The organism is Comamonas sp. Z3 (assembly GCF_008121565.1).
Classification (GTDB): Bacteria; Pseudomonadota; Gammaproteobacteria; order Burkholderiales; family Burkholderiaceae_C; genus Comamonas; species Comamonas brasiliensis.
Map to the genome: position 1 here is coordinate 556682 of NZ_VOQU01000004.1, position 26303 is coordinate 582984.

The following is a 26303-nucleotide window of genomic DNA, read 5'->3' on the forward strand; positions in this document are numbered from 1 at the left end:
GGAGGCGCACCCATGCCACGCCGCTATCTGCTTGGCCGCATCGCACAGGCCGCCCTGGTGCTGTGGGCGGCCTTCACGGCCTCTTTCATCCTGCTGCAGCTGCTGCCGGGCGACGCCGTGCTGATCAAGTTCCTGAACCCCGAGCTGGGACTGGGCCCGCAGGAGATCGCTGACATCCGCGCCGCCTATGGCGCCGACCAGCCCGTCTGGCAGCAATACCTGCACACGCTGGCTCAGTTCCTCACGGGCCATTTCGGCTACTCGCTGCAGGCCGGCGTGCCCGTGAGCCAGGGCCTGGCCACCAGTCTGCCGCCCACGCTGCGCCTGGCGGCCCTGGGCTTTTCCACGGCAGCGCTGCTGGCCATCGCTCTGGCGGCCGCAGCCAGCCTCGCGCCGCTGGCCTGGCTGCGAAATGCCCTGCAAGCCCTGCCCTCGGTCTTCGTCTCCGTGCCGGTTTTCTGGCTGGGCATCATGCTGATCCAGATCCTGTCCTTCCGTCTGGGATGGATTCCCGTCATCAATCCCGGCCCCTGGGAAGGCCTGGTCCTTCCCACGCTTACGCTGGCCGTCCCCATTTCGGCGCCACTGGCCCAGATCCTGCTGCGCAATATCGACACCGTGCTGGCCCAGCCCTTTGTGGCCGTGGCGCGCGCCAAGGGTGCTTCTCGCGCCTGGGTACTGCTGCACCATGTGGCGCGCAATGCCTTGCTGCCGACCTTGACGATTGCCGGCGTGCTGTTCGGCGAGCTGCTCGCCGGTGCCGTGGTCACCGAGGCCGTGTTCGGTCTCAACGGCCTGGGCACGCTGACCCAGCAGGCCGTGGGCAACCAGGACACGGCTGTGCTCCAGGCCGTGGTCGTGGTCTCGGCCGCCGCCTTCGTGCTCATCAACCTCGCCGTGGACCTGCTCTACCCGCTGCTCGATCCCCGTTTGCGTCATTCTGTGGAGAACCGGGCATGAACACCGCCGTCTCGACCGCCATTCCCGAGCCGCTGGCATCCGGCGTCACCTCGACCGCAGCGCCCAGGCTGACGCCCCCGCCGGCACCGGCACCGGCCGTAAAAAGCCTGCGCCCCATCCTGATCGACCTGCAAAGGCTCAGGCGCCTGCCGCCCACGCTGGCCCTTGCCTGGCTGGTGATTGCCGCCGCCGCGCTGTGGGCCCTGGTTCCGGGCTGGTTTGCCCATCAGAACCCCGTCGTCGGCCAGGCCGGCCAGCAGTTGCTGGAGCCCGGTCTCGCGCACTGGCTTGGCACGGATGCGCTGGGGCGTGATCTCTGGGCCCGCGTGGTGCATGGCTCGGTGCACTCCTTGTCGGGCGCTTTCCTGGCCGTGGCCGTGGGCCTGGTGGCGGGCACGCTGATCGGCCTGCTGGCCGGTGCCGCGGGCGGCCGCGTCGATGATGCGCTGATGCGCCTCGTCGACGTGCTGCTGGCCGTTCCCTCGCTGCTGCTGTCGCTGACCATCATCATCCTGCTGGGCTTTGGCACCATCAATGCGGCCATCGCCGTGGGGGTGGCATCCGTGGCCGGCTTCGCGCGCCTGGTGCGCTCCGAAGTGGTACGCGTGCGGCGCTCCGACTATGTGGAGGCGGCCTTCGGCAGCGGCGGACGCTTTGCCGCCGTGCTGTGGCGCCATGTGCTGCCCAATTCGCTGACCTCGGTGGTGGCCCTGGCCGCACTGCAGTTCGGCTCGGCCATCCTGTCGATTTCCACACTGGGCTTTCTGGGCTACGGCGCGCCGCCGCCCACGCCCGAATGGGGTCTGCTGATCGCCGAAGGGCGCAACTACATCGCTACCGCCTGGTGGCTGACCACGGCTCCGGGCCTGGTCGTGGTGGCAGTGGTGCTGGCGGCCAACCGCATCGGCGCCTCCTTCGCACGGAGGCCGGCATGAGCGCCCTGCTGCAAGACCGCCCCGCCACGGCAATCCCTGCTGCAACCACAGCCCCGCTGCTTGAGGTCCAGGACCTGGTCATCGCCTACCGCGACCACAGCGGCCAGGAGCAGCGCGTGGTCCACGGCCTGTCGTTTTCCGTGGCACCCGGCGAGGTCGTGGCCCTGGTCGGCGAATCGGGCTCGGGAAAGACCACCACGGCCCAGGCCGTGATCGGCCTGCTCGCCGACAACGGGCGCCGCGAGCAAGGCAGCATCCGGCTGCAGGGCACCGAGGTCTCGGACTGGAGTGCTGCGCGTTGGAACAGCATTCGTGGCCGCGTGCTCAGCCTGGTGCCCCAGGATCCGACCACCTCGCTCAACCCCGTGCGCACCGTGGGCGACCAAGTCGGCGAAATCCTGCGCATTCACGGCCTGCACGGCCGCTCCGCCATCGAGGCGCGCGTGATCGACCTGCTGACACGCGTGGGCCTGTCCCAGCCCGCCCTGCGGGCGCGTCAGTATCCGCACGAGCTGTCGGGCGGCATGCGCCAGCGCGTGCTGATCGCCATCGCCATCGCGCTGCGGCCTGCGCTGATCATCGCCGACGAACCCACCAGCGCGCTGGATGTCACTGTGCAGCGGCGCATCCTGGATCTGATCGACGAGCTGCGCCGCGAAACCGGCACCGCTGTGCTGCTGGTCACCCACGACCTGGGCGTGGCGGCCGACCGCGCGCATCGCCTCATCGTCATGCAGGACGGGCGCATCCAGGAACAAGGCCCGACACTGGAGCTTCTGCGCAATCCGCAAAGCGCCTATACGCGCCGCTTGCTGTCCAACGCTCCCTCTCTCACGCCCGCGCCTCGTCGCACTGCGCCATCGGCGGCGGCCGCTGCCCAAGACTGGGCCATCGAGGTCGAGGACCTGATCCACGACTTCCATACCCCCGGCCAGGGGCGCGGCGTTTTCCGCGCCGTGGACGGCGTGTCGCTGCGCCTGCGCCGTGGCTCCACGCATGCCATCGTCGGCGAGTCGGGCTCGGGCAAGACCACGACCATACGCGACATCGTGGGCCTGGGGCGCCCTACATCGGGACGCATCCGCATCGCCGGCGCCGAACTCACAGGCCTGCGCGGCGAGGCCCTGCGCCAGCTGCGGCGCAAGGTCCAGCTGGTCTACCAGAACCCGTTCAGCTCGCTGGACCCGCGCCAGCGTGTCTTCGACATCATCGAGGAGCCGCTGCTCAACTTCGAGCCGCTGCAGCCCCAGGAACGCCGCCAGCGCGTGCTTGACATGCTCGAGCGCGTGGGCCTGCCGGCCGCCGTGCTCGAACGGCGCCCGCATGCGCTCTCGGGCGGCCAGCGCCAGCGCGTGGCGATTGCACGCGCCCTGGTGCTGCAACCGGAGGTGGTGGTGCTGGACGAGGCCGTTTCGGCCCTGGACGTGACCGTGCAGGCCCAGATCCTCGCCCTGCTCGCACAGCTGCAACAGGACCTGGGCCTGAGCTATCTCTTCATCTCGCACGACCTTGCCGTGGTGCGCCAGATCGCCGACACGGTGTCGGTGCTGCGCGCAGGCAAGGTGGTGGACGCGGGCCGCGTCGAAGACGTGTTCCTGCGCCCCACCAGCGACTACACGCGCGAACTTATGGACGCCATTCCCGGCAAAAGGAGCATTGATTTTGTCCCCCACCCCGCCTGACACTCTTGCTCGCGTGCGCCCGGCACCGCGCCTGGGCTTCTTCAGCCGCCTGCTCGATGAAGTACCGGCCGGCGAACGCTACCGCCTTGTCACCGAGCAGATCGCCCATGCCGAAGCCCAGGGCTTCGACTCGGCCTGGATCGCCCAGCATCATTTCCACGCAAGCGAGGGCGGCCTGCCCTCGCCCTTTGTCTTTCTCTCGCATGTCGCGGCCCGCACGCGGCGCATACGCCTGGGCACGGGCGTGGTCACGCTGCCGCTGGAAAACGCGCTGCGCGTGGCCGAGGATGCGGCCGTGCTGGACCTGCTGTCGGACGGCCGCCTCGAAGTGGGCCTGGGCACGGGCGGCACGGCGGAGTCCTTCGAGGCCTTCGGTGTCACAGGCAGCGAGCGCGGCGCAGTCTTTGCGCGCAACTTCGCCGTGCTGAGGGATGCCTGGGCCGGGCGCGAGCTGGCAGGCGGCGTGCGCCTGTACCCCGCAGCCCCGCAGTTGCTGGAACGCGTCTGGCAGGCCACGTTCTCGGTCGAGGGCGGGGCACGCGCCGGCGCCAACGGGGACGGCTTGATGCTCTCGCGCACCCAGCCCCGACCCGAAGGCCGCCCCCGGGCCACGCTGTCCGAGATACAGAACCCCATCATCGAGGCCTATCTCGCGGCCCTGCCCGCAGGACGCGCGCCACGCATCCTGGCATCGCGCACCCTGCTCGTGTCCGACAAGCGCGCCCAGGCACTGCAATGGGCCGAGGCCGGCCTGCGCCGTTCGGCCCAGCGTCATGCGGCCCTGACCTCATCCGCGTCCACGCAATGGGCAACGCGCGTCGATCCGCAGGCGCCGCTGCAGCAGCTCATTGAAGCCTATGACGTGCATGTGGGCACACCCGAGGAGGTGATCGCCTCGCTGCGCGCCGACACGGCGCTGGCGCAAGCCAGCGACATCGTGTTCCAGGTCCACTCCATCGACCCGCCGCACCAGGCCATTCTGCGCTCCATCGAGCTGACGGCAGCCGTCGTCGCGCCGGCTCTGGGCTGGCGCCGCAGCGAGGCCCCCACCGGCGCTTTCCAACCCCAAGTCCGGACCGAACTGCTTCAAACCGCATGACGATGAGCAATACCGCACAGACCCGCTTTCCCGAAGATGTGATCGACCATCTCGCCGATATCGCTGCCGGCAGCACACTGGATCAGGTGCGCCGCCACCGCAGCGAGGCTCGCACCCAGGCCCAGCAAAGCTTTGCCGCGCTGTTCACCCCCGCCGAGCCCGTTGCAGGAACCGTCTCCCTGCGCGAGCGCCTGACGCTGGCCGCCTTCACGGCAGGCCTGCATGGCGAGCCTCGCAGCACGGCCTTCTACACACGCGCCCTGGCGGCCGAGGATGCCGATCTGGCCGATGCCGTGAGCTCGGAAGTGGTGCGCGGGCGCGCTGCCAGCCTGCAGGCCGGCAGCGGCCCGCACGGCCCCTACGGGATCTATCCGCCCGGCCCCTTGAGCCGCGAGGACCAGAGCGGCCCCAGCTACGCCGTGGACCCGGCGCATGCGGCTTTGCTGGGCCCACGCCTGAGCGCCGCGCTGGCCCATGCCCATCTGCTGGCCTACCACCCACGCGATGCGAGTGCCCAGACCTTGCTGGCGCTGCAGCAGGCCGGCTGGAGCGAGACCGATATCGTCATCCTGTCCCAGCTCGCCTCTTTCCTGTCCTTCCAGATCCGCCTCGTGGCGGGGCTGCGCGTGCTTGGCGCACGAGCTGCAGTCACCACGGCATCTCCCACCCTCGCCCTGCAAGCCCAGCCATGACCACCACGCACAACACCTCCCCCCAGGTCTTCACCCAGGAACAGCTAGACTGGCAGCCATGGATAGCTCCGCTGCAGGAGAGCGAGCTGAGCGAGCGCCACCATGCGGGACTGGTGGATGCGGCGCGCGCGCGTTCACCCTATTTCCGGCTGCTGGCGCGCGACCCCGACACGCTGGGAGCACGCACGCGCACCGACAAGGACATCTTCTACAACCCCGACGCGGGGCTTGCGCGTGCCGAGCGCGAGCTGGCAGCTGCTGCAACCTCACGCACCAATGGCTGCATCTACTGCGCTTCGGTACATGCGCGCTTTGCCACACATTTCTCGCAACGCGCCGCCGATGTGCAGCGCCTGCTCGATGAAGGCCCGGGCAGCGATCTGGGTCCGCGCTGGAATGCCATCGTCGCCGCCGCCGTGGCCTTGACGCAGACGCCGCCCGCGCTGGAATCCAGTCATATCGATGCGCTGCGCGCCGCCGGGCTCGACGACGCCGCCATCTCCGATGCGCTTCACGGCACGGCTTTCTTCAACTGGGCCAACCGGCTCATGCTGTCGCTGGGCGAGCCCCTACATACGGCGACCTGAGGACGTAGGTCACCACAGCCCCAGCAACTTCCACCAGGCAGCGCCGACGACAGCGAAGATCAGCAGCTCCAGCACGCACATGGCAGCACCTACGCGCCACCAGACGCCCAGAGTCACATAGCCACTGCCGAAGATGATGGGCGATGTTCCGGTCGCGTAGTGCGTCAGCGTCATCATGATGGCCGAGCCGGCCGTCATCATCAGCATGAAGGGCACGACGTAGTCGGCGGGGATCAGTTGCGCACCCACGGTCAGAAAGGCCAGCATCATGGCGCTGATATGGGCGGTGGTGCTGGCAAACAGATAGTGCGAGAAGACGAAGACGCCCACCAGAATGGCAGCCACAGGCAGCCAGTCCAGGCCGCTGGCGACGATGGCATTCTTCAGGCCCTCGGCAAACCAGGCGACCACCCCCAGTCTGTTGAGCTGCTCGGCCAGCATCACCAGGGCACCGAACCAGATCAGGGTGTCCCAGGCACTTTTCTCGGACAGCACATCATCCCAGTCGATGGTGCCTGTGATGATCAGGGCGAACAGGCCGAGAAACGCCACCACGGTCGGGTCCAGCGTGAAGGCCGGACCGAACAGCATCTGCGGCACATTGGCCCATAGCAGCAGCATCATGCCGAAGGTTCCCAGCATGACACGCTCCTTGCCCGACAGCGGCCCCATGCGGGTCATCTCGGCACGAGCGTACTCCACGGCATTGGGCGTGGCCTTGAGCTCGGGAGGCGACAGCAGATAGACCGCCAGCGGCATCAGCAGCAGACACAGCAGGCCTGGCAGCAGCATGTACAGCGCCCAGCTTGTCCAGCTCAGGTGCAGGGACTGGCCCGTGGCCTTGGCCACCAGGTCCACAACCAGAGGATTGGGCGCCGTCGCGGTCAGGAACATGGCCGAGGTGATCGGGTTGGAGTGGTAGTTGACCAGTGCCAGATAGGTCCCGACCTTGCCCTGGGTTCCCTTGGCCGGGTCCGACTCGAAGGCGTTGGCAATGGACTTCATGATCGGATGCACGATGCCGCCGCCACGCGCCGTGTTGCTGGGCGTGAATGGGGCCAGCACCAGCTCGCAGATCGCAAGTCCGTAACCTATGCCTATGGTGCGCTTGCCCAGCAGCGCAATGAACAGCAGACCGATGCGGTTGCCGAGCCCCGTCTTCTTGAGGCCGCGCGAGATCAGAACCGCCACCACGATCAGCCAGATCAGGGGGTTTGCAAAGCTGCTCAGCGCATCCGTGATCGCGCCCTTGGATGAGCTGGAAGTGACCTGGGACAGCGACACGATGACAATCGCCATCAGAGCCATCACACCTATGGGCATGACCTTGAGAATGATCGCCACGATGGTCGTCAGAAAGATGGCCACCAGTTGCCATGCCTTGGTATCCAGCCCGGCCGGCACCGGTGTCAGCAGCAGACCGATCAGCACCAGGGTGGCAATCAGTGCAGGCACCAGCCGAAACGGCACGGCTGCTTTGAAGTAGCGGAACATCGAGACGATTTTCTCGAACATACAAGTCCTTTTCTTTACCTGTAGCGCATCGAGACACCATACCTCAGCTCGGAGAAATTCAGGAGACACGGACGGGCATTGGTGCTCAGGTCGCAGACTGGCATCATGATGCAGTGCCGCACGGCCTTGTCCCCAGGCCGACGTTCACCTTGTCGGCATTTGATAAGCATCAAGACTTGTAGAAGCAAAACCGACGGCCTGGCCCAGGGTATGCCAGCATCCGGGTCTGAGATGTCCATGGATTGAGCAGGAGAGCCACCCTATATGCCAGCGAACCGATTCTTGCCCGATGAATGGGAAAACCGCCTTGAGGAAATAGACCTGGAGATCCTGCATCAGGCAGCTATCTGCAAGATCCGGCTGCTTGAGCCTGGAGCCGTGGAGCGTGTGCTGGCCAACGATGCCAGCATCTGCGGGGCCACACATGAGACGGCATTCCGGACCTTGCGCGGTCTGCTCTATCTGCACTACACCGAAGTGCTGCATATCAGCGAGGTGCTGAGCCCGGAAATCGCCCAGGTGATCGCCGACCGCGTACGCGAGCACCTGCGCCGTCGCTCAGGCACACAGTCAGGGGCATGACGAGTTGAGGCGGGTGCAGCCTTCTGGCCCATGGAGAAAATGGACAAAAAAAAGGTCACGACATTGTCGTGACCTTTTTCAATTTGGTTGCGCGAGAAGGATTTGAACCTCCGACCTTTGGGTTATGAGCCCAACGAGCTACCAGACTGCTCCATCGCGCGGTATTTCCAAATTATAGCAGGCTTTTCAGCCCGCTCGGGCTTATTCAGCTGCTGCAGCGGCTTCTTCAGCGCGCTCAACCAGTTCCACATAGGCCATGGGAGCGTTGTCGCCCACGCGGAAGCCCATCTTCAGGATACGTGTGTAGCCGCCAGGACGCTGAGCGTTGCGGGGACCCAGCACGTTGAACAGCTTGGTCACGCTGTCGCGGTCGCGCAGACGGTCAAAAGCCAGACGGCGGTTAGCCACGGTGTCAACCTTGGCCAGAGTGATCATGGGCTCGATGACGCGACGCAGTTCCTTGGCCTTGGGGACCGTGGTCTTGATGGCTTCGTGCTCGATCAGCGAGTTCATCATGTTCTGCAGCATTGCCTTGCGGTGTGCAGAAGTGCGGTTCAGTTTGCGGAGGCCGTTGCCGTGACGCATGGTGCTTTTCCTTTGCTCCCCGTTTTTATCCGGAGATCTTTTCTAAATTAAATCAGGCAGCCGTATCAGGTACTGCCCGAGGCACTTGGACTTTGCCAAAACCGATCGATTTCAGCAAAGTCCTCTATTGTAGCGATTAACGCTTTTCCAGGCCAGCTGGTGGCCAGTTCTCGAGCTTCATGCCCAGCGTCAGACCGCGGGAAGCCAGAACTTCCTTGATCTCGTTGAGCGACTTACGACCCAGGTTGGGAGTCTTGAGCAGCTCGTTTTCGGTACGCTGGATGAGGTCACCGATGTAGTAAATGTTCTCTGCCTTGAGGCAGTTGGCAGAACGTACGGTGAGCTCGAGCTCGTCCACGGGACGCAGCAGGATGGGATCGAACGAGGTGGCAGCACCGCGGCCACCGGCAGGAGCGTCGAACACGCTGGCGATATCGCCACCGTCGAGCTGGGCAAACACTGCCAGCTGCTCCACCAGGATCTTGGCGGATGCGCGCACTGCGTCTTCAGCGGTGATGGCACCGTTGGTTTCGATTTCCAGAACCAGCTTGTCCAGATCGGTACGCTGTTCCACACGTGCGGATTCGACAGCGTAGCTCACGCGCTTGACGGGCGAGAACGAAGCGTCGAGCACGATACGGCCGATCGACTTGGTCGATTCGTCACCGTAGCGGCGCACGTTGCCGGGCACATAGCCGCGGCCCTTTTCCACCTTGATCTGCATGTCCAGCTTGCCGCCTTGCGACAGATGGGCGATCACATGATCAGGGTTGACGATTTCTACGTCGTGGGGGGTCTGAATGTCACGGGCAGTGACAACACCTTCGCCATCCTTGCGCAGGCTCAGGGTGACTTCGTCACGATTGTGCAGCTTGAACACCACACCCTTGAGGTTCAGCAGGATGTTCGTCACATCTTCCTGGACACCGTCGATGGAGGAGTACTCATGCAGCACTCCAGCAATCGTCACTTCCGTCGCTGCGTAACCCACCATGGAGGAGAGCAGAACACGGCGCAGGGCATTGCCCAGCGTATGACCGTAGCCACGCTCAAACGGCTCCAGAACAACCTTGGCACGGTTGTGACCAAGTTGCTCGACATTGATTGTCTTGGGCTTCAGCAAATTCGTTTGCATGCAGACTTCCTCTCAATACCCTCGGCTCGTTACACCGGTAAGGCTGGTGAAGCACCCACGGCGCGATGCCTCGCGCCGTGGGGACGGTTACAGAAATGTCGCTGCTAAAGATTAACGCGAGTACAACTCAACGATCAGGGATTCGTTGATGTCAGCTGCGAATTCATCGCGGTCAGGAGACTTCTTGAAAGTACCTTCTGCCTTGTCAGCAGACACTTCCACCCATGCGGGGAAGCCCACTTGAGCAGCCAGTTGCAGAGCCTCGACCACGCGAGCTTGCTTCTTGGACTTTTCACGCAGGGCAACCACGTCGCCTTCCTTCACGGAGTAGGAAGGAATGTTCACGGACTGGCCGTTCACGGTGATAGCCTTGTGCGACACCAGCTGACGTGCCTCAGCACGAGTGGAGCCGAAGCCCATGCGGTACACAACGTTGTCCAGACGCGATTCCAGCAGGGACAGCAGGTTGGCACCAGTGTTGCCACGCTTGCGGTCAGCTGCTTCGAAGTAGCGGCGGAATTGCTTCTCCAGCACGCCGTACATGCGCTTGACCTTCTGCTTTTCGCGCAGTTGCAGACCGTAGTCCGAAGTGCGCTGACCGGAAGTGCGGCCATGCTGACCAGGCTTGGTGTCGAACTTAGCCTTGTCTGCGATGGAGCGACGAGCGCTCTTCAGGAACAGATCGGTGCCTTCGCGGCGGGAGAGTTTTGCCTTGGGGCCAATATAGCGTGCCACTTGATTTCCTTTGTGTCATCTACCGTGCGCAAACACGGGAGCCGCCCGCGATGCAAATGCACCTGGGCGGCGGTGGGCTTGATAAAAAAATTAGATACGACGACGCTTTTGAGGGCGGCAGCCGTTGTGGGGAACCGGTGTCACGTCCGAAATGGAAGTGATGCGGATACCCAGAGCACCCAGGGCGCGAACCGAGGATTCACGGCCAGGACCGGGACCCTTGATTTCGACTTCCAGGTTCTTGATGCCCTGTTCGATAGCAGCACGACCGGCCACTTCCGAAGCAACCTGAGCAGCAAAGGGAGTCGACTTACGCGAACCCTTGAAGCCCTGGCCACCCGACGAAGCCCACGACAGAGCGTTGCCTTGACGGTCGGTGATGGTGATGATCGTGTTGTTGAACGAAGCGTGCACGTGCGCGATACCGTCAGAAATATTCTTACGGACCTTCTTGCGAACGCGAGCAGCTGCGTTGTTTGCGGGAGACTTAGCCATAATGATCTTTCAATCTCTTATTTCTTCAGAGCCGCTGCACCCTTGCGCGGACCCTTGCGAGTACGGGCGTTCGTGCGGGTACGTTGACCGCGCATGGGCAGGCCGCGACGATGACGGAAACCGCGGTAGCAACCGATGTCCATCAAACGCTTGATGTTCATGGTGGTTTCGCGACGCAGATCACCTTCCAGAGTCATGGGATTCAGGAAGTCACGGATCTTTTCCAGATCAGCGTCCGTCAGGTCCTTGACCTTCTTGGAATACTCGATACCGCATGCTTCGCAGATTTTGCGAGCTGTAGTGCGACCGATGCCAAAGATGGCAGTCAGGCCGATTTCAGCATGCTTGTGCGGCGGGATGTTAATGCCAGCAATACGTGCCATATTAGTCCTCTAATGCTTTCAATCAACCTTGGCGCTGCTTGTGGCGCTGGTCAGTGCAGATCACGCGCACAACACCTTTGCGGCGGATGATCTTGCAGTTACGGCAGATTTTCTTGACCGAAGCCGAAACTCTCATTCTTTTCTCCTAAAACTTTCCATCCACTATCGGCCTATCGACCGGGAAACAATGCCCGCGATAGATCGATGGGCGTCTACTAACTTTTGGCAGGCTGCCCCCTTGGGCAGCCTTGTCATCAAATACCAGCCTTAAAGTTCGCTTTTTTCAGGAGCGACTCGTATTGCTGCGACATCACGTAGTTCTGCACTTGCGCCATGAAGTCCATTGTCACGACCACAATGATCAGCAACGATGTACCACCGAAGTAGAACGGAACGTTGTACTTCAGGATCAGGAATTCGGGCAGCAAGCACACGAAGGTAATGTAGATCGCGCCAGCCAGGGTCAGGCGAACCAGAATCTTGTCAATGTAGCGGGCTGTCTGTTCGCCAGGACGAATCCCGGGGATGAAAGCGCCACTCTTCTTCAGGTTGTCGGCAGTTTCCCGGCTGTTGAAAACCAGGGCCGTATAGAAGAAGCAGAAGAAAATGATCGCGGCAGCATAAAGGATGACATAGATTGGCTGACCAGGGGTCAACGTGCTCGCAATATCCTTCAGCCAGCGCATGGATTCTCCTGCACTGAACCAATTCACCACCGTAGCGGGCAGCAAGATGATCGACGAAGCGAAGATGGGAGGAATCACACCTGCCATGTTCAGCTTCAGTGGCAAGTGCGAAGACTGACCACCGTACACCTTGTTGCCGACTTGTCGGCGTGCGTAATTCACCAAGATCTTGCGTTGACCTCGTTCGACATACACGACGAAATACGTCACGGCTGCCACAACGAGAACAATGAAGATTGCCGCCAGAATGCTCATGGCACCGGTGCGCACCAGCTCCAGCAGACCGCCGATAGAGCTCGGCAGGCCTGCGGCGATACCGCCAAAAATCAGTATCGAGATACCGTTGCCCAGACCACGTTCAGTGATCTGTTCACCGAGCCACATCAGGAACAAGGTGCCGGCCGTGAGACTGACGACCGCAGTCATGCGGAAGCCAAAACCAGGGTTCAGAACCAAGCCTGCGGAGCTTTCCAGAGCAACAGCAATTCCCAAGGACTGAAACAGCGCCAGGCCCAGAGTGCCGTAGCGGGTGTACTGGGTAATCTTGCGACGCCCCGCTTCACCTTCCTTTTTCATCTGCTCGAATGTCGGGACCACGTAGGTCATGAGCTGCATGATGATCGATGCCGAGATGTACGGCATGATCCCCAGTGCGAACACTGTGAAGCGCGAGAGCGCTCCACCCGAGAACATGTTGAACAGATTGAGAATGCCGCCCTGCTGGCCAGAGAACAGCTGCTGCAGCTGCGCTGGATCGATGCCCGGAACGGGGATATGCGCCCCGATGCGGTATACGACCAGCGCAAGCAACAGAAAAACCAGACGACGACGCAGGTCGCCGAATTTTCCAGTCTTTGCAATTTGAGCTGCGCTAGTAGCCACGGATGTCTTCTTTCAGAACTTTAATCAGGCGATGCTGCCACCGGCAGCTTCGATGGCAGCCTTGGCACCGGCGGTAGCGCCGATACCGTTGAGCTTGACAGCCTTAGTCAGTTCACCGCTCTTGATGATCTTCACGACCTTAGCGATAGAACCAACCAGACCGGCTTGCTTCAGAGCAGCCAGATCGACTTCGGCCAGGCCGAGCTTATCCAGCTCGGACAGGGTCACTTCTGCATTGAACTTCAGCAGATGCGACTTGAAGCCACGCTTGGGCAGGCGACGCTGCAGAGGCATTTGACCGCCTTCGAAGCCCACCTTGTGGTAGCCACCCGAACGCGACTTCTGACCCTTGTGACCACGACCGGCGGTCTTACCCAGACCAGAACCGATACCGCGACCCACGCGACGCTTGGCGTGCTTGGCGCCGTCTGCAGGCTTGATGCTATTGAGTTCCATCATCAATCCTTTCAGAGAACCTTCACCAAGTAGGCGATCTTGTTAATCATGCCGCGCACTTCAGGAGTGTCCTGCAGTTCGCTGACGCTGTTCAGCTTGCGCAGACCCAGGCCACGCACAGTCGCACGGTGCGACTCTTTGGTGCCGATGGGGCTACGAACCAGCTGAATCTTGACAGTTTGTTGTGTTGTCATGTGCTGGACTCCGATCAGGCGGTGAAGATGTCTTCGACCGACTTGCCGCGCTTTGCTGCCACGTTCGCAGGGGTCGTGGAGTTCTTCAAAGCGTCGAAAGTTGCGCGAACCATGTTGTAGGGGTTCGACGAACCGTGGCTCTTGGCCACGATGTCGGTGATACCCACCACTTCAAAAACAGCGCGCATGGGGCCGCCAGCGATGATGCCGGTACCCTTGGGAGCTGGGTGCAGTTCGACCTTGGCAGCGCCGTGATGGCCCTTCACCGAGTGGTGAATGGTGCCGCTCTTCAGTGCAACCTTCATCAGGTTGCGACGGCATTCTTCCATCGCTTTTTGCACGGCAGCAGGCACTTCCTTGGACTTGCCCTTACCCATGCCAACGCGACCGTCACCGTCGCCAACCACGGTCAGTGCAGCGAAGCCGAGAATACGACCACCCTTCACAACCTTGGTGACGCGGTTGACCGCGATCATTTTTTCGCGCAGACCGTCGTCACGACCTTCGTCTTGCACTTTGGGGGAAAATTTAGCCATTTGTATCCGCTCCGCTTAGAACTGCAGGCCCGCTTCGCGAGCGGCTTCTGCCAAAGCCTTCACGCGGCCGTGGTATGCAAAACCGGCGCGGTCGAAAGCCACTTTCTCAACGCCAGCAGCCTTAGCCTTCTCAGCAATGCGCTTGCCGATCAGCGTGGCGGCGGCCACGTTGCCACCCTTGCCAGCGGCGCCGAGTTGCGAACGCACTTCGACTTCTGCAGTGGAGGCCGAAGCCAGCACGGTAGTGCCGTCTTCCGAAACCACGGAGGCGTAGATATGGAGGTTGGTGCGGTTCACGCTCAGACGTGCAACGCCTTGCTGGGCAATGCGGATGCGAGTCTGACGGGCACGGCGCAGACGCTGCTCTTTCTTGTTCAACATCATGCAGCTCCTTACTTCTTCTTGGTCTCTTTGATCACGACCTTCTCATTCGCATAGCGAATGCCCTTGCCCTTGTAAGGCTCGGGAGGACGAACGGCACGGATCTCAGCAGCCAATTGACCGACCACTTGACGGTCAGCACCCTTGATCACGATTTCAGTCGGAGTGGGGGTAGCCACAGTGATGCCGGCAGGCATCTCGAAGTTGACGGGGTGCGAGAAGCCCACAGCCAGGTTCAGCTTGGAACCTTGTGCAGCGGCCTTGTAGCCCACGCCAATCAGCGTCAGCTTCTTCTCGAAGCCTTCAGTCACGCCCTTGACCATGTTGTTGACCAGCTGGCGGAAAGTACCGGCCAGAGCGTCAGCTTCACGGGAATCGTTGGCGGGAGCAAAGGACAGCTTGCCGTCGTTGTTGCCGATGGCCACCAGACGGTTCAGAGCCAGGGACAGATCGCCGCCCTTGCCCTTGACCTTGATGGATTCAGCGTTGATGGACACATCCACACCAGCGGGGATGGTCACAATAGCTTTTGCTACGCGAGACATTTCAGTATTTCTCCTTAATGTCCGTTAGGCCACATAGCACAGCACTTCACCGCCGATACCGGCAGCACGTGCTTTGCGATCGGTCATCACGCCCTTGGGAGTAGTGACGATGGCCACACCCAGGCCGTTCTGGACCTGAGGGATTGCGTGACGACCCTTGTAGACGCGCAGGCCGGGACGGCTCACACGTTCGATACGTTCGATCACAGGGCGACCGGCGTAGTACTTCAGGGTAATTTCGAGTTCGGACTTGCCACCTTCGGACTTCACTTCGAAGCCGTCGATATAGCCTTCTTCCTTCAGCACTTGTGCGATGGCAACCTTGACCTTGGAGGAAGGAGCCGACACAGTGGCCTTGGAGACCAGTTGTGCATTGCGGATGCGGGTCAGCAAGTCAGCGATGGGATCACTCATGCTCATGTTTAATCTCTCCTGCTTGCTTACCAGCTGGCCTTGGTGACACCGGGGATGTCGCCAGCAAAGGCCAATTCACGCACCTTGGCGCGACCCAGACCGAATTGGCGGAAGGTACCGCGAGGACGGCCAGTGATCTCGCAACGGTTACGCTGGCGAGTGGGGTTCGAGTTACGGGGCAGCTTCTGCAGACCCAGGCGAGCGGCGTCGCGCTCTTCGTCGGAACGCTTCACGTCGCCGGCGATTGCCTTCAGTTCTGCATACTTGGCAGCATACTTGGCTGCCAGCTTTTCGCGCTTCAGTTCGCGCTGAATCATTGCTACTTTAGCCATGCGCCACCTCAGTTCTTGAAGGGGAATTTGAAAGCGGCGAGCAGTGCCTTGCACTCTTCGTCGTTCTTCGCTGTTGTCGTGATGCTGATGTTCAGACCACGCAGAGCGTCCACCTTGTCGTACTCGATTTCGGGGAAGATGATTTGTTCTTTGACGCCAACGTTGTAGTTGCCGCGACCATCGAACGAGCGACCCGAGATACCACGGAAGTCACGCACGCGGGGCAGAGCCACGGTCACGAAACGGTCCAGGAATTCGTACATCTGAACGCCACGCAGGGTCACCATGCAGCCGATAGCTTGGCCTTCGCGGATCTTGAAACCAGCGATAGCCTTCTTGGCCTTGGTCACCACAGGCTTCTGACCAGCAATCTTGGTCAGGTCAGCCACGGCGTTGTCCATCACCTTCTTGTCGGCCACGGCTTCGCTCACACCCATGTTCAGAGTGATCTTGGTCAGACGGGGCACTTCCATAGCGGAGGTGTAGCCGAACTTTTCTTTCAGTTCAGCCGCGATCTTTTCGCGATAGAGTTTTTGCAGTCGTGCCATGTGTTGCTCCTTAGGCGGCGATTTCAGCGCCATTGGACTTGAACACGCGAACACGTGTGCCGTCGGCGTTCACCTTGATGCCCACGCGATCGGCCTTGCCGGTCGCTGCATTGAAGATAGCCACGTTGGATTGGTGGATAGGCATAGCCTTTTCCACGATACCGCCGGTGGTGCCCTTCATGGGGTTAGGCTTGGTGTGCTTCTTGACCAGGTTGATACCGTCCACGATCACGTGGGAGTCATCCTTGCGCAGAGAAACCACGCCACGCTTGCCCTTGTCACGGCCGGTCAGCACGATAACTTCGTCGCCCTTGCGAATCTTGTTCATGGTGCTATTCCTTTAGAGAACTTCAGGGGCCAGCGACACGATCTTCATGAACTTTTCGGTACGCAGTTCACGAGTCACGGGGCCAAAGATGCGGGTGCCGATAGGCTCCAGCTTGGCGTTCAGCAGCACGGCGGCATTGCCGTCGAACTTCACGAGCGAACCGTCTGCACGACGGATGCCCTTGGCGGTGCGCACAACCACAGCACTGTAGATCTCGCCTTTTTTGACGCGACCACGAGGAGCTGCTTCCTTGACGCTCACCTTGATGATGTCGCCAACACTTGCGTAGCGACGATGAGAACCGCCCAGCACCTTAATGCACTGAACAGACTTCGCGCCGGTGTTGTCGGCAACCTCTAACCGAGATTCTGTTTGGATCATTTCAATATTCCCAACTTGCTCCAGCAACGCTCGACAGCCCCAGAGTCTTCTCAAGGGCCGTTCAAGCAGCCGGTCAGTCTTGGGCCCGTCGTCCACCCCTCGGACCATTCCGAAGGGCTTCCCGCTGGGCAGAAAGTTCCACGCTTTTACACGTGAAGCATGAGATTGTCGCAGGAAATCCTTTGTGCGTCAAGCGTTTAGCCCGCAATACCCGCACTGATTTCACTGGCGCCAAGCCTGGCAGACAGGCCTTTCGCACTTGCAACCAAAATAATAGCGCATAGCGCTCTTAGAGCATTGATTTCAAACAATAATTCATCTGAAATCAACAGATGGAAAGCGCTGACAGCTCACATTTTCGCAAGGCCTGCGGACCACAGCCTGTTGCCCGCACGCCACGCTCCGCAGAGCGGCCGCACAGATCAGCCCTGAGCGGGCAGATATTGGCGGGTCAGAGCCAGGAAATCGTTGAGATGCACATCCTGCCCCAGCTCCTCGGTCAGGATGGCCGCCACGCGGGGCGCGATCTCGGCCGCCTTGCGGGCATCGAGAAAGAGCAGGCGACTGCGGCGCGCCAGCATGTCCTCGACGGTACGTGCGTACTCGAAGCGGGCGGCAAAGCGCACCATGGCCTCGGAAAGACCGTCCATCAGCCAGTTCTGCGCGCCCGGCAACGCCGCCACGGCGGCAGCATCCGTGCCGTAGGAGTGCAGTCCCTGGCTCTGATTCATGCTGTGCGTGACGGCCGCCTCAGCCGGCGCACCGACCAACGGCAGGTTCACGGTCACCCCTGCAGGGCGGCTGGGCAGACGACCGATCTGGAAGCATTCGGCCAGCACATCCTCGGACATGGCACGGTAGGTGGTCCATTTGCCGCCGGTAACGGTCACCAGACCCGTCTTGCTGGCCATCACCGTGTGCTCGCGGCTGATCTTCTTGGTGTTCTCGCCATCATCATCCTGCGGCTTGACCAGGGGGCGCAGACCCACCCACATGCTGCGCACATCGGCCAGCGTTGGCTGGCGGTTCAGATACTTGCCGGCCTCGCCGAGAATGAAATCCAGCTCTTCGGGGAAGGGCAGGGGCTCGCGCGCCAGATCATGACGCGGCGTGTCGGTGGTTCCCAGAATCACCTTGCCCAGCCATGGCACGGCAAACAGCACACGGCCATCGGCCGTCTTGGGGATCAGCAGCGCATGATCCGTGGGCAGGAACTCGCGGTCCACCACCACGTGCACGCCCTGGCTGGGCGCAACCATGGGCTTGACGGGCTTGCCCTGGGCCTCGGCATCCTGCTGGCGGAACAGATCCACCCAGGGCCCCGTGGCATTGACCACGCACTTGGCGCGCACTGTGAAGTTGCGGCCCGATTCCGCATCGCGGCAGATCAGTCCGGCAATCTGGTCGTTTTCATAGATCAGCTTTTCTGCCGGGCAGTAGTTGATCAGCAAAGCACCCTTGGCCGCCGCGGTACGCGCCAGCGCCAGCGCCAGGCGCGCATCGTCAAACTGGCCATCCCAGTACTTGACCCCGCCCTTGAGACCTTTTTGCTGCACGGTCGGCAGGTATTTCACGGTCTTGGCGCTGGAGAGGAATTCGGTAGCCCCCAGGCCGGCCTTGCCGGCCAAAGCGTCATACATCTTGAGGCCGATGCCGTAGAACGGCGTGTCCAGCAGCTTGTACGAGGGCATCACAAAGGCCAGGGGCTGGGCCAGATGCGGTGCGTTGTGCAACAGGGTCGTGCGCTCATGCAGTGCTTCGCGCACCAGGGAGATATTGCCCTGCGCAAGGTAGCGCACGCCGCCATGCACCAGCTTGGTGGCGCGCGAGGAAGTACCCTTGGCAAAGTCCAGCGACTCCAGCAGCACGACCTTGAAGCCGCGTGCCGCTGCATCCACCGCCACGCCCAGCCCCGTGGCACCGCCGCCCACGATGGCCAGATCGAAGCTTTCGGTCTGCGCCAGGCGCTCCAGCAGTTGTGCACGCGTTGTAGCCAAGGGTTGAGTGGACTGGTTCATGGAACGACTTCTGCGGTGATCGCCGTGCCGCTCCCGATCATGGATGGGAGGCACACAGCAAAGAACAAATTTCAGATCGAATATTTTCGCTCTTTTTCGCTTTCCGTGGGTGACAACCCGAAAATATCGATTCGTTTTAGCGCGATTCAAGCCAAAGCCGCTGGTAAGCCGCCACTCAGACCGGACCGCGACACCGGCTATCGGCGCGCTTGCACACTCTCCATGCATGAACTGCATGCTTCTTGCCTCACCCATTGTTACTGCTGCAACAACTCGCCACGATGACATATCACCGCAGCTTGCTGTCAGACTTCAGACTCGGCGTGGATTCATTTTTGTTTTTTACCGGGCAATTCCATAGAAAATCACCCTATTAGAGGTTCGTTTGGATTCGCTCACAATCCCTGCACTGCCCGCTGCGGCTGGCGCTCTCGCCTGTAGAGCTATTGGCCTGCAGCGCGTCCATGCGCCAATAGCACCTATATAACCAGTCACCAGTCATGAACAGCAATCCACGCCAGTTGCAGCTTGTCGAAGAAGTCCGCGCCCGCCAATCCACCTCGGTAGAGCAACTGGCCGAAATCCTCGGGGTCACGCTGCAGACCGTGCGCCGCGACATCCAGAAGCTGGCCGATGCCGGCTTGCTGGTGCGCTTTCATGGCGGCGTGCGCGTACCCAGCGCCACCGTGGAGAATCTGGCCCATACCCAGCGCCAGGTATTGCATGCCGAAGGCAAGATGCGCATTGCGCGTGCCATTGCCGAGGCCATTCCCAACGGCTGCTCGCTGATTCTCAACATCGGCACCACCACCGAGGCAGTGGCCCAGGCCCTGCTGCATCACAAGGGGCTGCGCGTCATCACCAACAATCTCAATGTCGCCGCCATCCTCAGCAGCAATGCCGATTGCGAGGTCATCGTCGCGGGCGGCGTGGTGCGCACCCGCGACCGCGGCATCGTGGGCGAGGCTGCCGTGGACTTCATGCGCCAGTTCAAGGTGGACATTGCGGTGATCGGCATCTCGGCCATCGAATCGGACGGCAGCCTGCGCGACTTCGATCTGCGCGAGGTCAAGGTGGCCCAGACCATCATCGGCCAGTCGCGCGAAGTCTGGCTGGCGGCCGACCACAGCAAGTTCAGCCGCCAGGCCATGGTGGAGCTGGCCCGCCTGAACCAGATCGACCGCCTGTTCACCGACGTGCCGCCCTCCGCCCCCTTCGATGCCCTGTTGCGCGATGCCGAGGTGCAATGCACCATCGCCCAATGAACGCAGCCCCCTATCTGATCCGCTCCGCGCTCCCCGGGGATGCAGCAGGCATTGCCGGGCTGCTGCACGACATAGGCTGGTTCAAGGCCTATGAAACCCATTCCGCCGCCCAGAACACCGAGGCCGTGCAGGCACTGCTGGACGAGCTGCAGGCCGGGCCGGAGCGCTCCCTGATGCTGGTGGCGCAAGATGGCCAGCACCGCATTCACGGCTACTGCGCCGTGCACTGGCTGCCGGTCGCCGTGCAGCAGGGCTGGGAGGCCTATGTCAGCGAGCTGTTTGTCGCCGAAGCAGCACGCGGTGCCGGCCTGGGCCAGCAGCTGCTGGATGCGGCCACGCAGGCTGCGCGCGAGCGCCACTGCCTGCGCATCTGGCTGGTCAACAACCGCGAGCGCCCTTCCTATGTGCGCGGCTTCTATTCCCGCCAGGGCTGGAGCGAACAGGCCGAAATGGCGCGCTTTGTGCTCCCCCTCTGAATCACGGACAACCCATGACAACCTATCTGCTCGCCCTGGACCAGGGCACCTCCAGCTCCCGCTCCATCGTCTTCGACACGCAAGGCCGCATCGTGGCATCGGCCCAGCTGGAGCTGCCGCAGATCTACCCGCAGCCGGGCTGGGTGGAGCATGACCCGCGCGAGATCTGGCGCACCCAGCTGACCACCGCCAAGGAGGCGCTGGCCAAGGCGGGCCTCAAGGCCACCGATATCCGCTCGGTGGGCATTACCAACCAGCGCGAGACCACCATCGTCTGGAGCCGCAAGACCGGCGCTCCCATCCACCACGGCATCGTCTGGCAGGACCGCCGCGCCGAACCCACCTGCGTGCAGCTGCGCGAAGCCGGTCATAGCGACACCATTCTGCAGAAAACCGGCCTGCGCATCGACGCCTATTTTTCAGGCACCAAGCTCAAGTGGCTGCTGGACCATGTGCCCGGCGCACGCGCCGCAGCGCAAGCCGGCGAGCTGGCCTTCGGCACGGTGGATTGCTGGCTGATCTGGCAGCTGACGGGCGGCAAGCGCCATGTCACCGATGTGAGCAACGCCAGCCGCACCATGCTCTTCAATGTGCACAGCAACCAGTGGGATACCGATCTGCTGGCCCTGCTCGACATTCCTGCGGGCCTGATGCCCGAAGTCCTGCCCTCGGCCGCCGATTTCGGCCAGACGGCGGACGAGGTGCTGGGCGGCTCCATCAATATCGGCGGCGTGGCCGGCGACCAGCAAAGCGCGCTGTTCGGCCAGGCCTGCTTCGACGCAGGCATGGCCAAGAACACCTACGGCACGGGTTGCTTCATGCTCATGCATACGGGCAGCAGTTTCCAGACCTCTAGCAACGGTCTGCTGACCACATCGGCCGCCCAGGCGAGCAGCCAGCCCCAGTTTGCGCTGGAAGGCAGCGTCTTTGTCGGCGGAGCGGTGGTGCAGTGGCTGCGCGACGGACTGCAGGCCATCGAGCACAGCGGCCAGGTGCAGCAACTGGCCGAAAGCGTGCCCGACAGCGGCGGCGTGATGCTGGTGCCGGCCTTTACCGGCCTGGGCGCCCCCTACTGGAAACCCGATGCGCGCGGCACCATCACCGGACTGACACGCGGCACGACAATGGCCCATATCGCGCGTGCGGCCCTGGAATCCATTGCCTACCAAAGTGCGGCCCTGCTCGGCGCCATGAGCCGTGACGCCGTGGCCACGGGCGGCACGCCGGTCAGCGAGCTGCGTGTGGACGGCGGCGCCTGTGTGAACAATCTGCTGATGCAGTTCCAGGCCGACCTGCTTGGCATTCCCGTGGTGCGCCCGGCCTGCGTGGAAACCACGGCTCTGGGTGCGGCCTATCTGGCCGGCCTGTCCAGCGGCGTCTATCAGAGCACCGAGGAGCTGTCGGCCTTGTGGAAGGCCGAGCGCCGCTTCCTGCCCACGCTGGGCAAGGACCGCGCCGACGAGCTGATGCAGCGCTGGGAACAGGCCGTGCGCCAGACCACGGCGCAGTAAAGCCGCTGGCTGGCAAGCGCCCGCCCCTCAAAGAACCATCAGAAAAGGGATGCCAAGGCATCCCTTTTCCACTGGGGCACAACAGTCGCAGCGCTCAGTCTTCGTCACCCAGCAGCGCCTTGTGGATCACGGCGCCGATGATGGCGCCCACGATGGGAGCCAGCCAGAACAGCCATAGCTGCTCCAGCGCAATGGCAGGACCGAACAGCGCCGGGCCGGTGCTGCGGGCAGGGTTGACCGAGGTATTGGTCACGGGAATGGAGATCAGGTGGATCAGCGTCAGGCACAGGCCGATGCTCATGCCCGCAAAGCCCACGGCGGCCTTCTTGGTGGTGGAGCCCAGGATTACCAGCAGAAACACGGCGGTCAGCACGACTTCGGTCACCAGCGCCGCCGCCATATTGAACTTGCCCGGAGAATGCTCGCCATAGCCATTGGTGGCCAGATCGGTCACATGGGCACCAGCCTTTCCGCTGGCAATGAAGTACAGCAGGGCTGCCGCCACGATGGCGCCCAGGACCTGGGCAATGATGTAGCCGGGCAGCTCGGCAAAGCGAAAGCGCCCGGCCACTGCCAGACCGACGGAGACCGCCGGATTGAAGTGGCCGCCTGAGACCGGACCGAAGGCATAGGCCCCCGTCAGCACCGTCAGACCGAAGGCAAAAGACACGCCCAGCAGGCCGATACCCACTTCGGGAAAGGCAGCTGCCAGCACCGCGCTGCCGCAACCGCCAAAGGTCAACCAGAAAGTACCCAGAAACTCCGCCGACCATTTTTTGACATTGGATGCCATGATTGCTCCCTATTTCCGATGAGCGTTGTCCGTGCCGCACCACGCGGCATGGAACCGTACCGCTGGGCATCTTAGAAAGCGATCGGCGAAAAGTACAAGGCACAAATGTGAACAATCCACGACCGCGCTGGCTTTGGGGCCTCTTGTTGATCTGCGCCAGCCTTGCCGCCTGCACGACGGCGTCGCTCGCACCCCACCGCATCTGCAGCACGCCCCAGGCCCGGCCCTGGTCTCTGCTCGGCGAGATCCGCTGGCCGCACGAGCAGCTGTTTGCCGGCACGACCGTGGGCGGCCTGTCCTCGATCGACTACGACGCGGGCAGCCATCTGTATTTCCTGGTCAGCGACGACCGCTTAGCCCATGGGCCGGCGCGCTTTTACACGGCCCGTATCGACTACGACGCCCGCGGCCTGCATCAGGTCAGGCTGCACGATGCGCGGCCGCTGCTCAGCCCCTCCCAGGCCCCCTATGCCAGCCGCCGCCAGCCCCTGCCCGGCATCGCGACGCCCGACGCGGAAGCCCTGCGCGTGCTGCCGGGAGGGCAGTCCCTGATCTGGAGCAGCGAGGGCGACTTCGCACGCGGATTCGGCCCGCAGCTGCTGCAATCGGGCACGGACGGGCGCTGGCAGCGTGAGTGGCCGCTGCCGCCCGAGCTGCGCCAGCCGACCCGCAAGTCCGAGGGGCCACGCAGCAACCTCACGCTCGAAGGTCTGGCGCTGAGTCAGGATGGCGAGACGCTCTGGCTGGCCATGGAAGCGGCGCTCAGACAAGACGGCCCCCTGCCCGCACCCGGCCGAGCGGGCGGCCCGGTGCGCATCACCGCCTATGACATGGGCACGCAACAGCCCCGACGCCAGCTGGCCTACCAGCCCGATGCCATGCCTGCCGACATCTGGCTGCAACGCGGCGCCATCAACGGCGTCAGCGCCGTGCTGGCCGACGACGCAGAGCATCTGCTGGTGTTGGAGCGCTCCTTTGCGCCGCCGCTGCGCTTCGGTGCCCGCATCTACCGCATCAGCACCCGTGCCGACGCCAGCAGTGACACGCTGGGCCAAGCCCAGCTGCAGCCAGGCAGCTACCGGCCTGCAAACAAGGAATTGCTGCTGGATCTGGCCGATGCCGGCCTGCGCTCCGTGGACAACCTGGAGGGCATGACTTGGGGGCCGCCGCTGCCCGATGGCCGGCGCGTGCTGCTGCTGGTCAGCGACAACAACTTCAATCCCGCCGAAGTCACCCAGTTGATCGCCCTGAGCGAGGAGCCCGGCCACTGCGGCACAGGTTTATAGTGCCGCTTTGCACCTGGAATCCGAATACAGGCTTGCCCACTTGCTGCATTGCAAAGCGAATCGAACCATCATGAGCCAGACCGACCACTCGACCTCCGTCTTCCCTCCCATCGCCTTTATCGGCGGCGGCAATATGGCCAGCGCCATCATCGGCGGCCTGATCCGCCAGGGCGTTCCGGCCAGCAGCATCACCGTGGTCGAGCCTTTTGAAGCCACGCGTGCTGCGATCAAGACCAGCTTCGGCATCGACGCCCTGCCCGCCGCCACCGAGGCCCTGCAAAGCGCCCAGCTGGTGGTCTGGGCCGTCAAGCCCCAGAGCTTCAAGGAGGCGGCCGCTCCCGTTGCCGCCCACACCCGCAACGCCCTGCACCTGAGCGTAGCTGCCGGCATCACCACCGACAGCATTGCGGCCTGGACCGGCACCCGCCGCATCGTGCGTGCCATGCCCAATACCCCGGCCCTGGTCGGCAAGGGGATGACGGGCCTGTTCGCCCGCCCCGAGGTCGATGCCCAGGGCAAGGCCCTGATCGAGACCGTGATCGGCAGCACCGGCGAACTCAGCTGGGTGGACCAGGAAGCGCATCTGGATGCCGTGACGGCCATCTCCGGCTCCGGCCCGGCCTATGTATTCCTGTTCCTCGAAGCCATGACCCAGGCCGGCGTCGACATGGGCCTCAGCGCCGAGCAAAGCTACAAGCTGGCCGTGGCCACGTTTGCGGGTGGATCGGAACTGGCGGCACGCTCCAGCGAGAGCGCCGAAGTGCTGCGCCAGCGCGTGACCAGCAAAGGCGGCACCACCTATGCAGCCATCACGCATATGCAGGAGCAGAAGCTGCCCGAGCATTTCATCGAAGCCATGCGCAAGGCCCAGATCCGCGCACAGGAACTGGCCGCCGAGTTCGGCAAATAAAAAACCGGCCTCGGCCGGTTTTTTTGAGTCATTCAGGCATCTATCGCTTGCCAAACAAGCGATTCAAGCTATCAAAACAGGACTATTTCAACGCATACCCTAGCGCCACGCCCGCAAAGATGGCAGCGCCAATCCAGTGACTCTTGCTGAAGGCGACAAAGCAGCCTTCGCGCGTGCGGTTCTTGATCAGGCTGAAATGCCAGACGATCTGGGCCGCTGCGACGCCCATGCCCAGCCAGAAGGGCCAGCCCAGCTGATAGGGAGCCAGCACCCAGGCGATCAGGCCCCAGCACAGGACAAAGAACAGCATGATGGCTGTGACATCGAAACGGCCCAGGGTGATGGCCGAGGTCTTCATGCCGATCTTGAGATCGTCATCGCGGTCCACCATGGCGTATTCCGTGTCATAGGCCAGCACCAGAAACATATTGGCCAGCCACAGCGTCCAGGCCGTGGCATTGACTTCGCCCGTCACCGCCGCAAACGCAATCACGATGCCGAAATTGAAGGCAATGCCCAGAAAGGCCTGCGGCATGGCAAAAAAGCGCTTGGTGAACGGATAGAGAATCGTGAACAACACGGCAGGCACCGACCAGGCCACGGCCTCCCAGCGCGTCGACAGCACCAGGCCGAAGGCCACCAGCGTGAGCACCAGGCCGACCATGGCCGCTTCCCTGACCGAAATCTGGCCGCTGGTGATGGGACGCCGGGTGGTGCGTTTCACATGCCTGTCGAAGTCGCGGTCGGCAATATCGTTGATGGTGCAGCCCGCGCTGCGCATCAGCACCGTGCCCAGCACAAAGACCACCAGCAGATGCCAGCCCGGAAAGCCCTGACCGGCCACCCACAGTGCCACCAGCGTGGGCCAGACCAGCACAAGCCAGCCTGCGGGGCGGTTGAAGCGGATCAGATCCAGATACAGCGACAGCTTGGAGCGCGGCGAAGCAGGAATGGAGGCGGACATGAGAGGAGTTCC

33 protein-coding genes and 1 tRNA gene are annotated in these 26303 nt (G+C 62.6%); 12 read left to right on the forward strand and 22 right to left on the reverse strand.

The genetic code is table 11. The features are described 5' to 3' along the window. Window positions 1-12: 12 nt before the first annotated feature. Genes FSY59_RS14645 through FSY59_RS14670 form a run of 6 tightly spaced genes read left to right on the forward strand, consistent with a single transcriptional unit; the run spans window position 13 to window position 5955 of the window. Window positions 13-960, forward strand: coding sequence for an ABC transporter permease (locus FSY59_RS14645; protein ID WP_148729211.1), 948 nt, complete (start codon window positions 13-15; stop codon window positions 958-960). Beyond that, a complete protein-coding gene (locus tag FSY59_RS14650; RefSeq protein WP_148729212.1) occupies window positions 957-1895 on the forward strand; it encodes an ABC transporter permease in 939 nt (312 codons plus the stop codon). Before FSY59_RS14645 ends, FSY59_RS14650 begins: the two co-directional genes overlap by 4 nt. Then, window positions 1892-3577 carry an ABC transporter ATP-binding protein gene (locus FSY59_RS14655; protein ID WP_148729213.1) on the forward strand — a complete coding sequence of 562 codons (1686 nt, stop codon included), beginning with the start codon at window positions 1892-1894 and terminating at the stop codon, window positions 3575-3577. The genes FSY59_RS14650 and FSY59_RS14655 overlap by 4 nt, the downstream gene beginning before the upstream one ends. Beyond that, window positions 3558-4676, forward strand: coding sequence for a putative FMN-dependent luciferase-like monooxygenase (locus tag FSY59_RS14660; protein WP_148729214.1), 1119 nt, complete (start codon window positions 3558-3560; stop codon window positions 4674-4676). Before FSY59_RS14655 ends, FSY59_RS14660 begins: the two co-directional genes overlap by 20 nt. Next, the gene (locus FSY59_RS14665) at window positions 4673-5368 is read left to right on the forward strand and encodes a CMD domain protein (RefSeq protein WP_043375507.1); all 696 of its coding nucleotides are present in this window, start codon (window positions 4673-4675) and stop codon (window positions 5366-5368) included. Before FSY59_RS14660 ends, FSY59_RS14665 begins: the two co-directional genes overlap by 4 nt. Then, complete coding sequence (locus FSY59_RS14670; protein WP_003050550.1) at window positions 5365-5955, forward strand: alkylhydroperoxidase domain protein; 591 nt, start codon at window positions 5365-5367, stop codon at window positions 5953-5955. The genes FSY59_RS14665 and FSY59_RS14670 overlap by 4 nt, the downstream gene beginning before the upstream one ends. A 9-nt stretch (window positions 5956-5964) precedes the next feature. Here the strand turns inward: FSY59_RS14670 and FSY59_RS14675 are convergent, their stop codons facing one another. Further along, window positions 5965-7470 (reverse strand): DASS family sodium-coupled anion symporter, encoded by a 1506-nt coding sequence (locus FSY59_RS14675; RefSeq protein WP_003050548.1) that lies wholly within the window; start codon window positions 7468-7470, stop codon window positions 5965-5967. Between the two features lie 264 nt (window positions 7471-7734). Here FSY59_RS14675 and FSY59_RS14680 point away from each other — a divergent pair, with 264 nt between their 5' ends. Next, the gene (locus tag FSY59_RS14680) at window positions 7735-8052 is read left to right on the forward strand and encodes a hypothetical protein (protein ID WP_003050546.1); all 318 of its coding nucleotides are present in this window, start codon (window positions 7735-7737) and stop codon (window positions 8050-8052) included. Between the two features lie 84 nt (window positions 8053-8136). Here FSY59_RS14680 and FSY59_RS14685 read toward each other — a convergent pair. From FSY59_RS14685 to FSY59_RS14775, 19 genes are all read right to left on the reverse strand, one after another. Next, window positions 8137-8213: transfer RNA gene (locus FSY59_RS14685), tRNA-Met, on the reverse strand. 40 nt (window positions 8214-8253) lie between these two features. After that, window positions 8254-8637 (reverse strand): 50S ribosomal protein L17, encoded by a 384-nt coding sequence (gene rplQ / locus FSY59_RS14690; protein ID WP_003050544.1) that lies wholly within the window; start codon window positions 8635-8637, stop codon window positions 8254-8256. Between the two features lie 136 nt (window positions 8638-8773). Next, window positions 8774-9772 (reverse strand): DNA-directed RNA polymerase subunit alpha, encoded by a 999-nt coding sequence (gene rpoA, locus FSY59_RS14695; protein WP_003050542.1) that lies wholly within the window; start codon window positions 9770-9772, stop codon window positions 8774-8776. Window positions 9773-9883: 111 nt separating this feature from the next. Continuing rightward, window positions 9884-10507: a 30S ribosomal protein S4 gene (gene rpsD, locus FSY59_RS14700; protein WP_003050540.1), complete on the reverse strand. Its 624-nt coding sequence runs from the start codon at window positions 10505-10507 to the stop codon at window positions 9884-9886. 90 nt (window positions 10508-10597) lie between these two features. After that, entirely contained in the window at window positions 10598-11002 is a 405-nt protein-coding gene (rpsK, locus tag FSY59_RS14705) for a 30S ribosomal protein S11 (RefSeq protein WP_003050538.1), read from the reverse strand. A 17-nt stretch (window positions 11003-11019) separates the two neighbouring features. Continuing rightward, entirely contained in the window at window positions 11020-11385 is a 366-nt protein-coding gene (gene rpsM / locus FSY59_RS14710; RefSeq protein WP_003050537.1) for a 30S ribosomal protein S13, read from the reverse strand. Window positions 11386-11407: 22 nt separating this feature from the next. Continuing rightward, on the reverse strand, window positions 11408-11521 hold the full coding sequence (rpmJ, locus tag FSY59_RS14715; protein WP_003050535.1) for a 50S ribosomal protein L36: 114 nt from the start codon (window positions 11519-11521) through the stop codon (window positions 11408-11410). Between the two features lie 118 nt (window positions 11522-11639). Beyond that, window positions 11640-12953, reverse strand: a complete 1314-nt coding sequence (gene secY, locus FSY59_RS14720) for a preprotein translocase subunit SecY (protein ID WP_003050520.1) — start codon at window positions 12951-12953, stop codon at window positions 11640-11642. A 24-nt stretch (window positions 12954-12977) separates the two neighbouring features. Then, on the reverse strand, window positions 12978-13409 hold the full coding sequence (gene rplO / locus FSY59_RS14725; RefSeq protein ID WP_003050519.1) for a 50S ribosomal protein L15: 432 nt from the start codon (window positions 13407-13409) through the stop codon (window positions 12978-12980). Window positions 13410-13420: 11 nt separating this feature from the next. Continuing rightward, a complete protein-coding gene (rpmD, locus tag FSY59_RS14730) occupies window positions 13421-13603 on the reverse strand; it encodes a 50S ribosomal protein L30 (protein WP_003050517.1) in 183 nt (60 codons plus the stop codon). Between the two features lie 14 nt (window positions 13604-13617). After that, entirely contained in the window at window positions 13618-14139 is a 522-nt protein-coding gene (gene rpsE, locus FSY59_RS14735; protein ID WP_003050515.1) for a 30S ribosomal protein S5, read from the reverse strand. A gap of 15 nt (window positions 14140-14154) precedes the next feature. Continuing rightward, complete coding sequence (gene rplR, locus FSY59_RS14740; protein WP_003050513.1) at window positions 14155-14520, reverse strand: 50S ribosomal protein L18; 366 nt, start codon at window positions 14518-14520, stop codon at window positions 14155-14157. A gap of 11 nt (window positions 14521-14531) precedes the next feature. After that, window positions 14532-15065 carry a 50S ribosomal protein L6 gene (gene rplF / locus FSY59_RS14745; protein WP_003050512.1) on the reverse strand — a complete coding sequence of 178 codons (534 nt, stop codon included), beginning with the start codon at window positions 15063-15065 and terminating at the stop codon, window positions 14532-14534. Between the two features lie 24 nt (window positions 15066-15089). Continuing rightward, entirely contained in the window at window positions 15090-15485 is a 396-nt protein-coding gene (rpsH, locus tag FSY59_RS14750) for a 30S ribosomal protein S8 (protein WP_003050510.1), read from the reverse strand. A 20-nt stretch (window positions 15486-15505) separates the two neighbouring features. Continuing rightward, complete coding sequence (gene rpsN, locus FSY59_RS14755; protein WP_003050509.1) at window positions 15506-15811, reverse strand: 30S ribosomal protein S14; 306 nt, start codon at window positions 15809-15811, stop codon at window positions 15506-15508. 8 nt (window positions 15812-15819) lie between these two features. Continuing rightward, window positions 15820-16359, reverse strand: a complete 540-nt coding sequence (rplE, locus tag FSY59_RS14760; protein WP_003050507.1) for a 50S ribosomal protein L5 — start codon at window positions 16357-16359, stop codon at window positions 15820-15822. 10 nt (window positions 16360-16369) lie between these two features. Continuing rightward, window positions 16370-16687: a 50S ribosomal protein L24 gene (rplX, locus tag FSY59_RS14765; RefSeq protein WP_003050504.1), complete on the reverse strand. Its 318-nt coding sequence runs from the start codon at window positions 16685-16687 to the stop codon at window positions 16370-16372. A gap of 12 nt (window positions 16688-16699) precedes the next feature. Further along, window positions 16700-17068, reverse strand: a complete 369-nt coding sequence (rplN, locus tag FSY59_RS14770; protein WP_003050500.1) for a 50S ribosomal protein L14 — start codon at window positions 17066-17068, stop codon at window positions 16700-16702. 422 nt (window positions 17069-17490) lie between these two features. After that, on the reverse strand, window positions 17491-19086 hold the full coding sequence (locus FSY59_RS14775) for a glycerol-3-phosphate dehydrogenase/oxidase (RefSeq protein WP_003050494.1): 1596 nt from the start codon (window positions 19084-19086) through the stop codon (window positions 17491-17493). A 500-nt stretch (window positions 19087-19586) separates the two neighbouring features. Between FSY59_RS14775 and FSY59_RS14780 the strand changes: the two genes are divergently transcribed. From FSY59_RS14780 to glpK, 3 genes are read left to right on the forward strand one after another with little or no spacing between them, the layout of a single operon-like run. Next, complete coding sequence (locus tag FSY59_RS14780; protein ID WP_003050492.1) at window positions 19587-20351, forward strand: DeoR/GlpR family DNA-binding transcription regulator; 765 nt, start codon at window positions 19587-19589, stop codon at window positions 20349-20351. Continuing rightward, complete coding sequence (locus FSY59_RS14785) at window positions 20348-20827, forward strand: GNAT family N-acetyltransferase (RefSeq protein WP_043375515.1); 480 nt, start codon at window positions 20348-20350, stop codon at window positions 20825-20827. The genes FSY59_RS14780 and FSY59_RS14785 overlap by 4 nt, the downstream gene beginning before the upstream one ends. Window positions 20828-20841: 14 nt before the next feature. Next, entirely contained in the window at window positions 20842-22338 is a 1497-nt protein-coding gene (glpK, locus tag FSY59_RS14790; RefSeq protein WP_003050488.1) for a glycerol kinase GlpK, read from the forward strand. A gap of 94 nt (window positions 22339-22432) precedes the next feature. Here the strand turns inward: glpK and aqpZ are convergent, their stop codons facing one another. Continuing rightward, window positions 22433-23131, reverse strand: coding sequence for an aquaporin Z (gene aqpZ / locus FSY59_RS14795; RefSeq protein WP_003050485.1), 699 nt, complete (start codon window positions 23129-23131; stop codon window positions 22433-22435). A 107-nt stretch (window positions 23132-23238) separates the two neighbouring features. Between aqpZ and FSY59_RS14800 the strand changes: the two genes are divergently transcribed. Then, entirely contained in the window at window positions 23239-24417 is a 1179-nt protein-coding gene (locus FSY59_RS14800) for an esterase-like activity of phytase family protein (RefSeq protein WP_043375520.1), read from the forward strand. A 70-nt stretch (window positions 24418-24487) separates the two neighbouring features. After that, window positions 24488-25327, forward strand: coding sequence for a pyrroline-5-carboxylate reductase (gene proC / locus FSY59_RS14805; RefSeq protein ID WP_003050478.1), 840 nt, complete (start codon window positions 24488-24490; stop codon window positions 25325-25327). Window positions 25328-25409: 82 nt separating this feature from the next. Here the strand turns inward: proC and ubiA are convergent, their stop codons facing one another. Beyond that, the gene (ubiA, locus tag FSY59_RS14810; protein ID WP_043375522.1) at window positions 25410-26291 is read right to left on the reverse strand and encodes a 4-hydroxybenzoate octaprenyltransferase; all 882 of its coding nucleotides are present in this window, start codon (window positions 26289-26291) and stop codon (window positions 25410-25412) included. Between the last annotated feature and the right edge of the window lie 12 nt (window positions 26292-26303).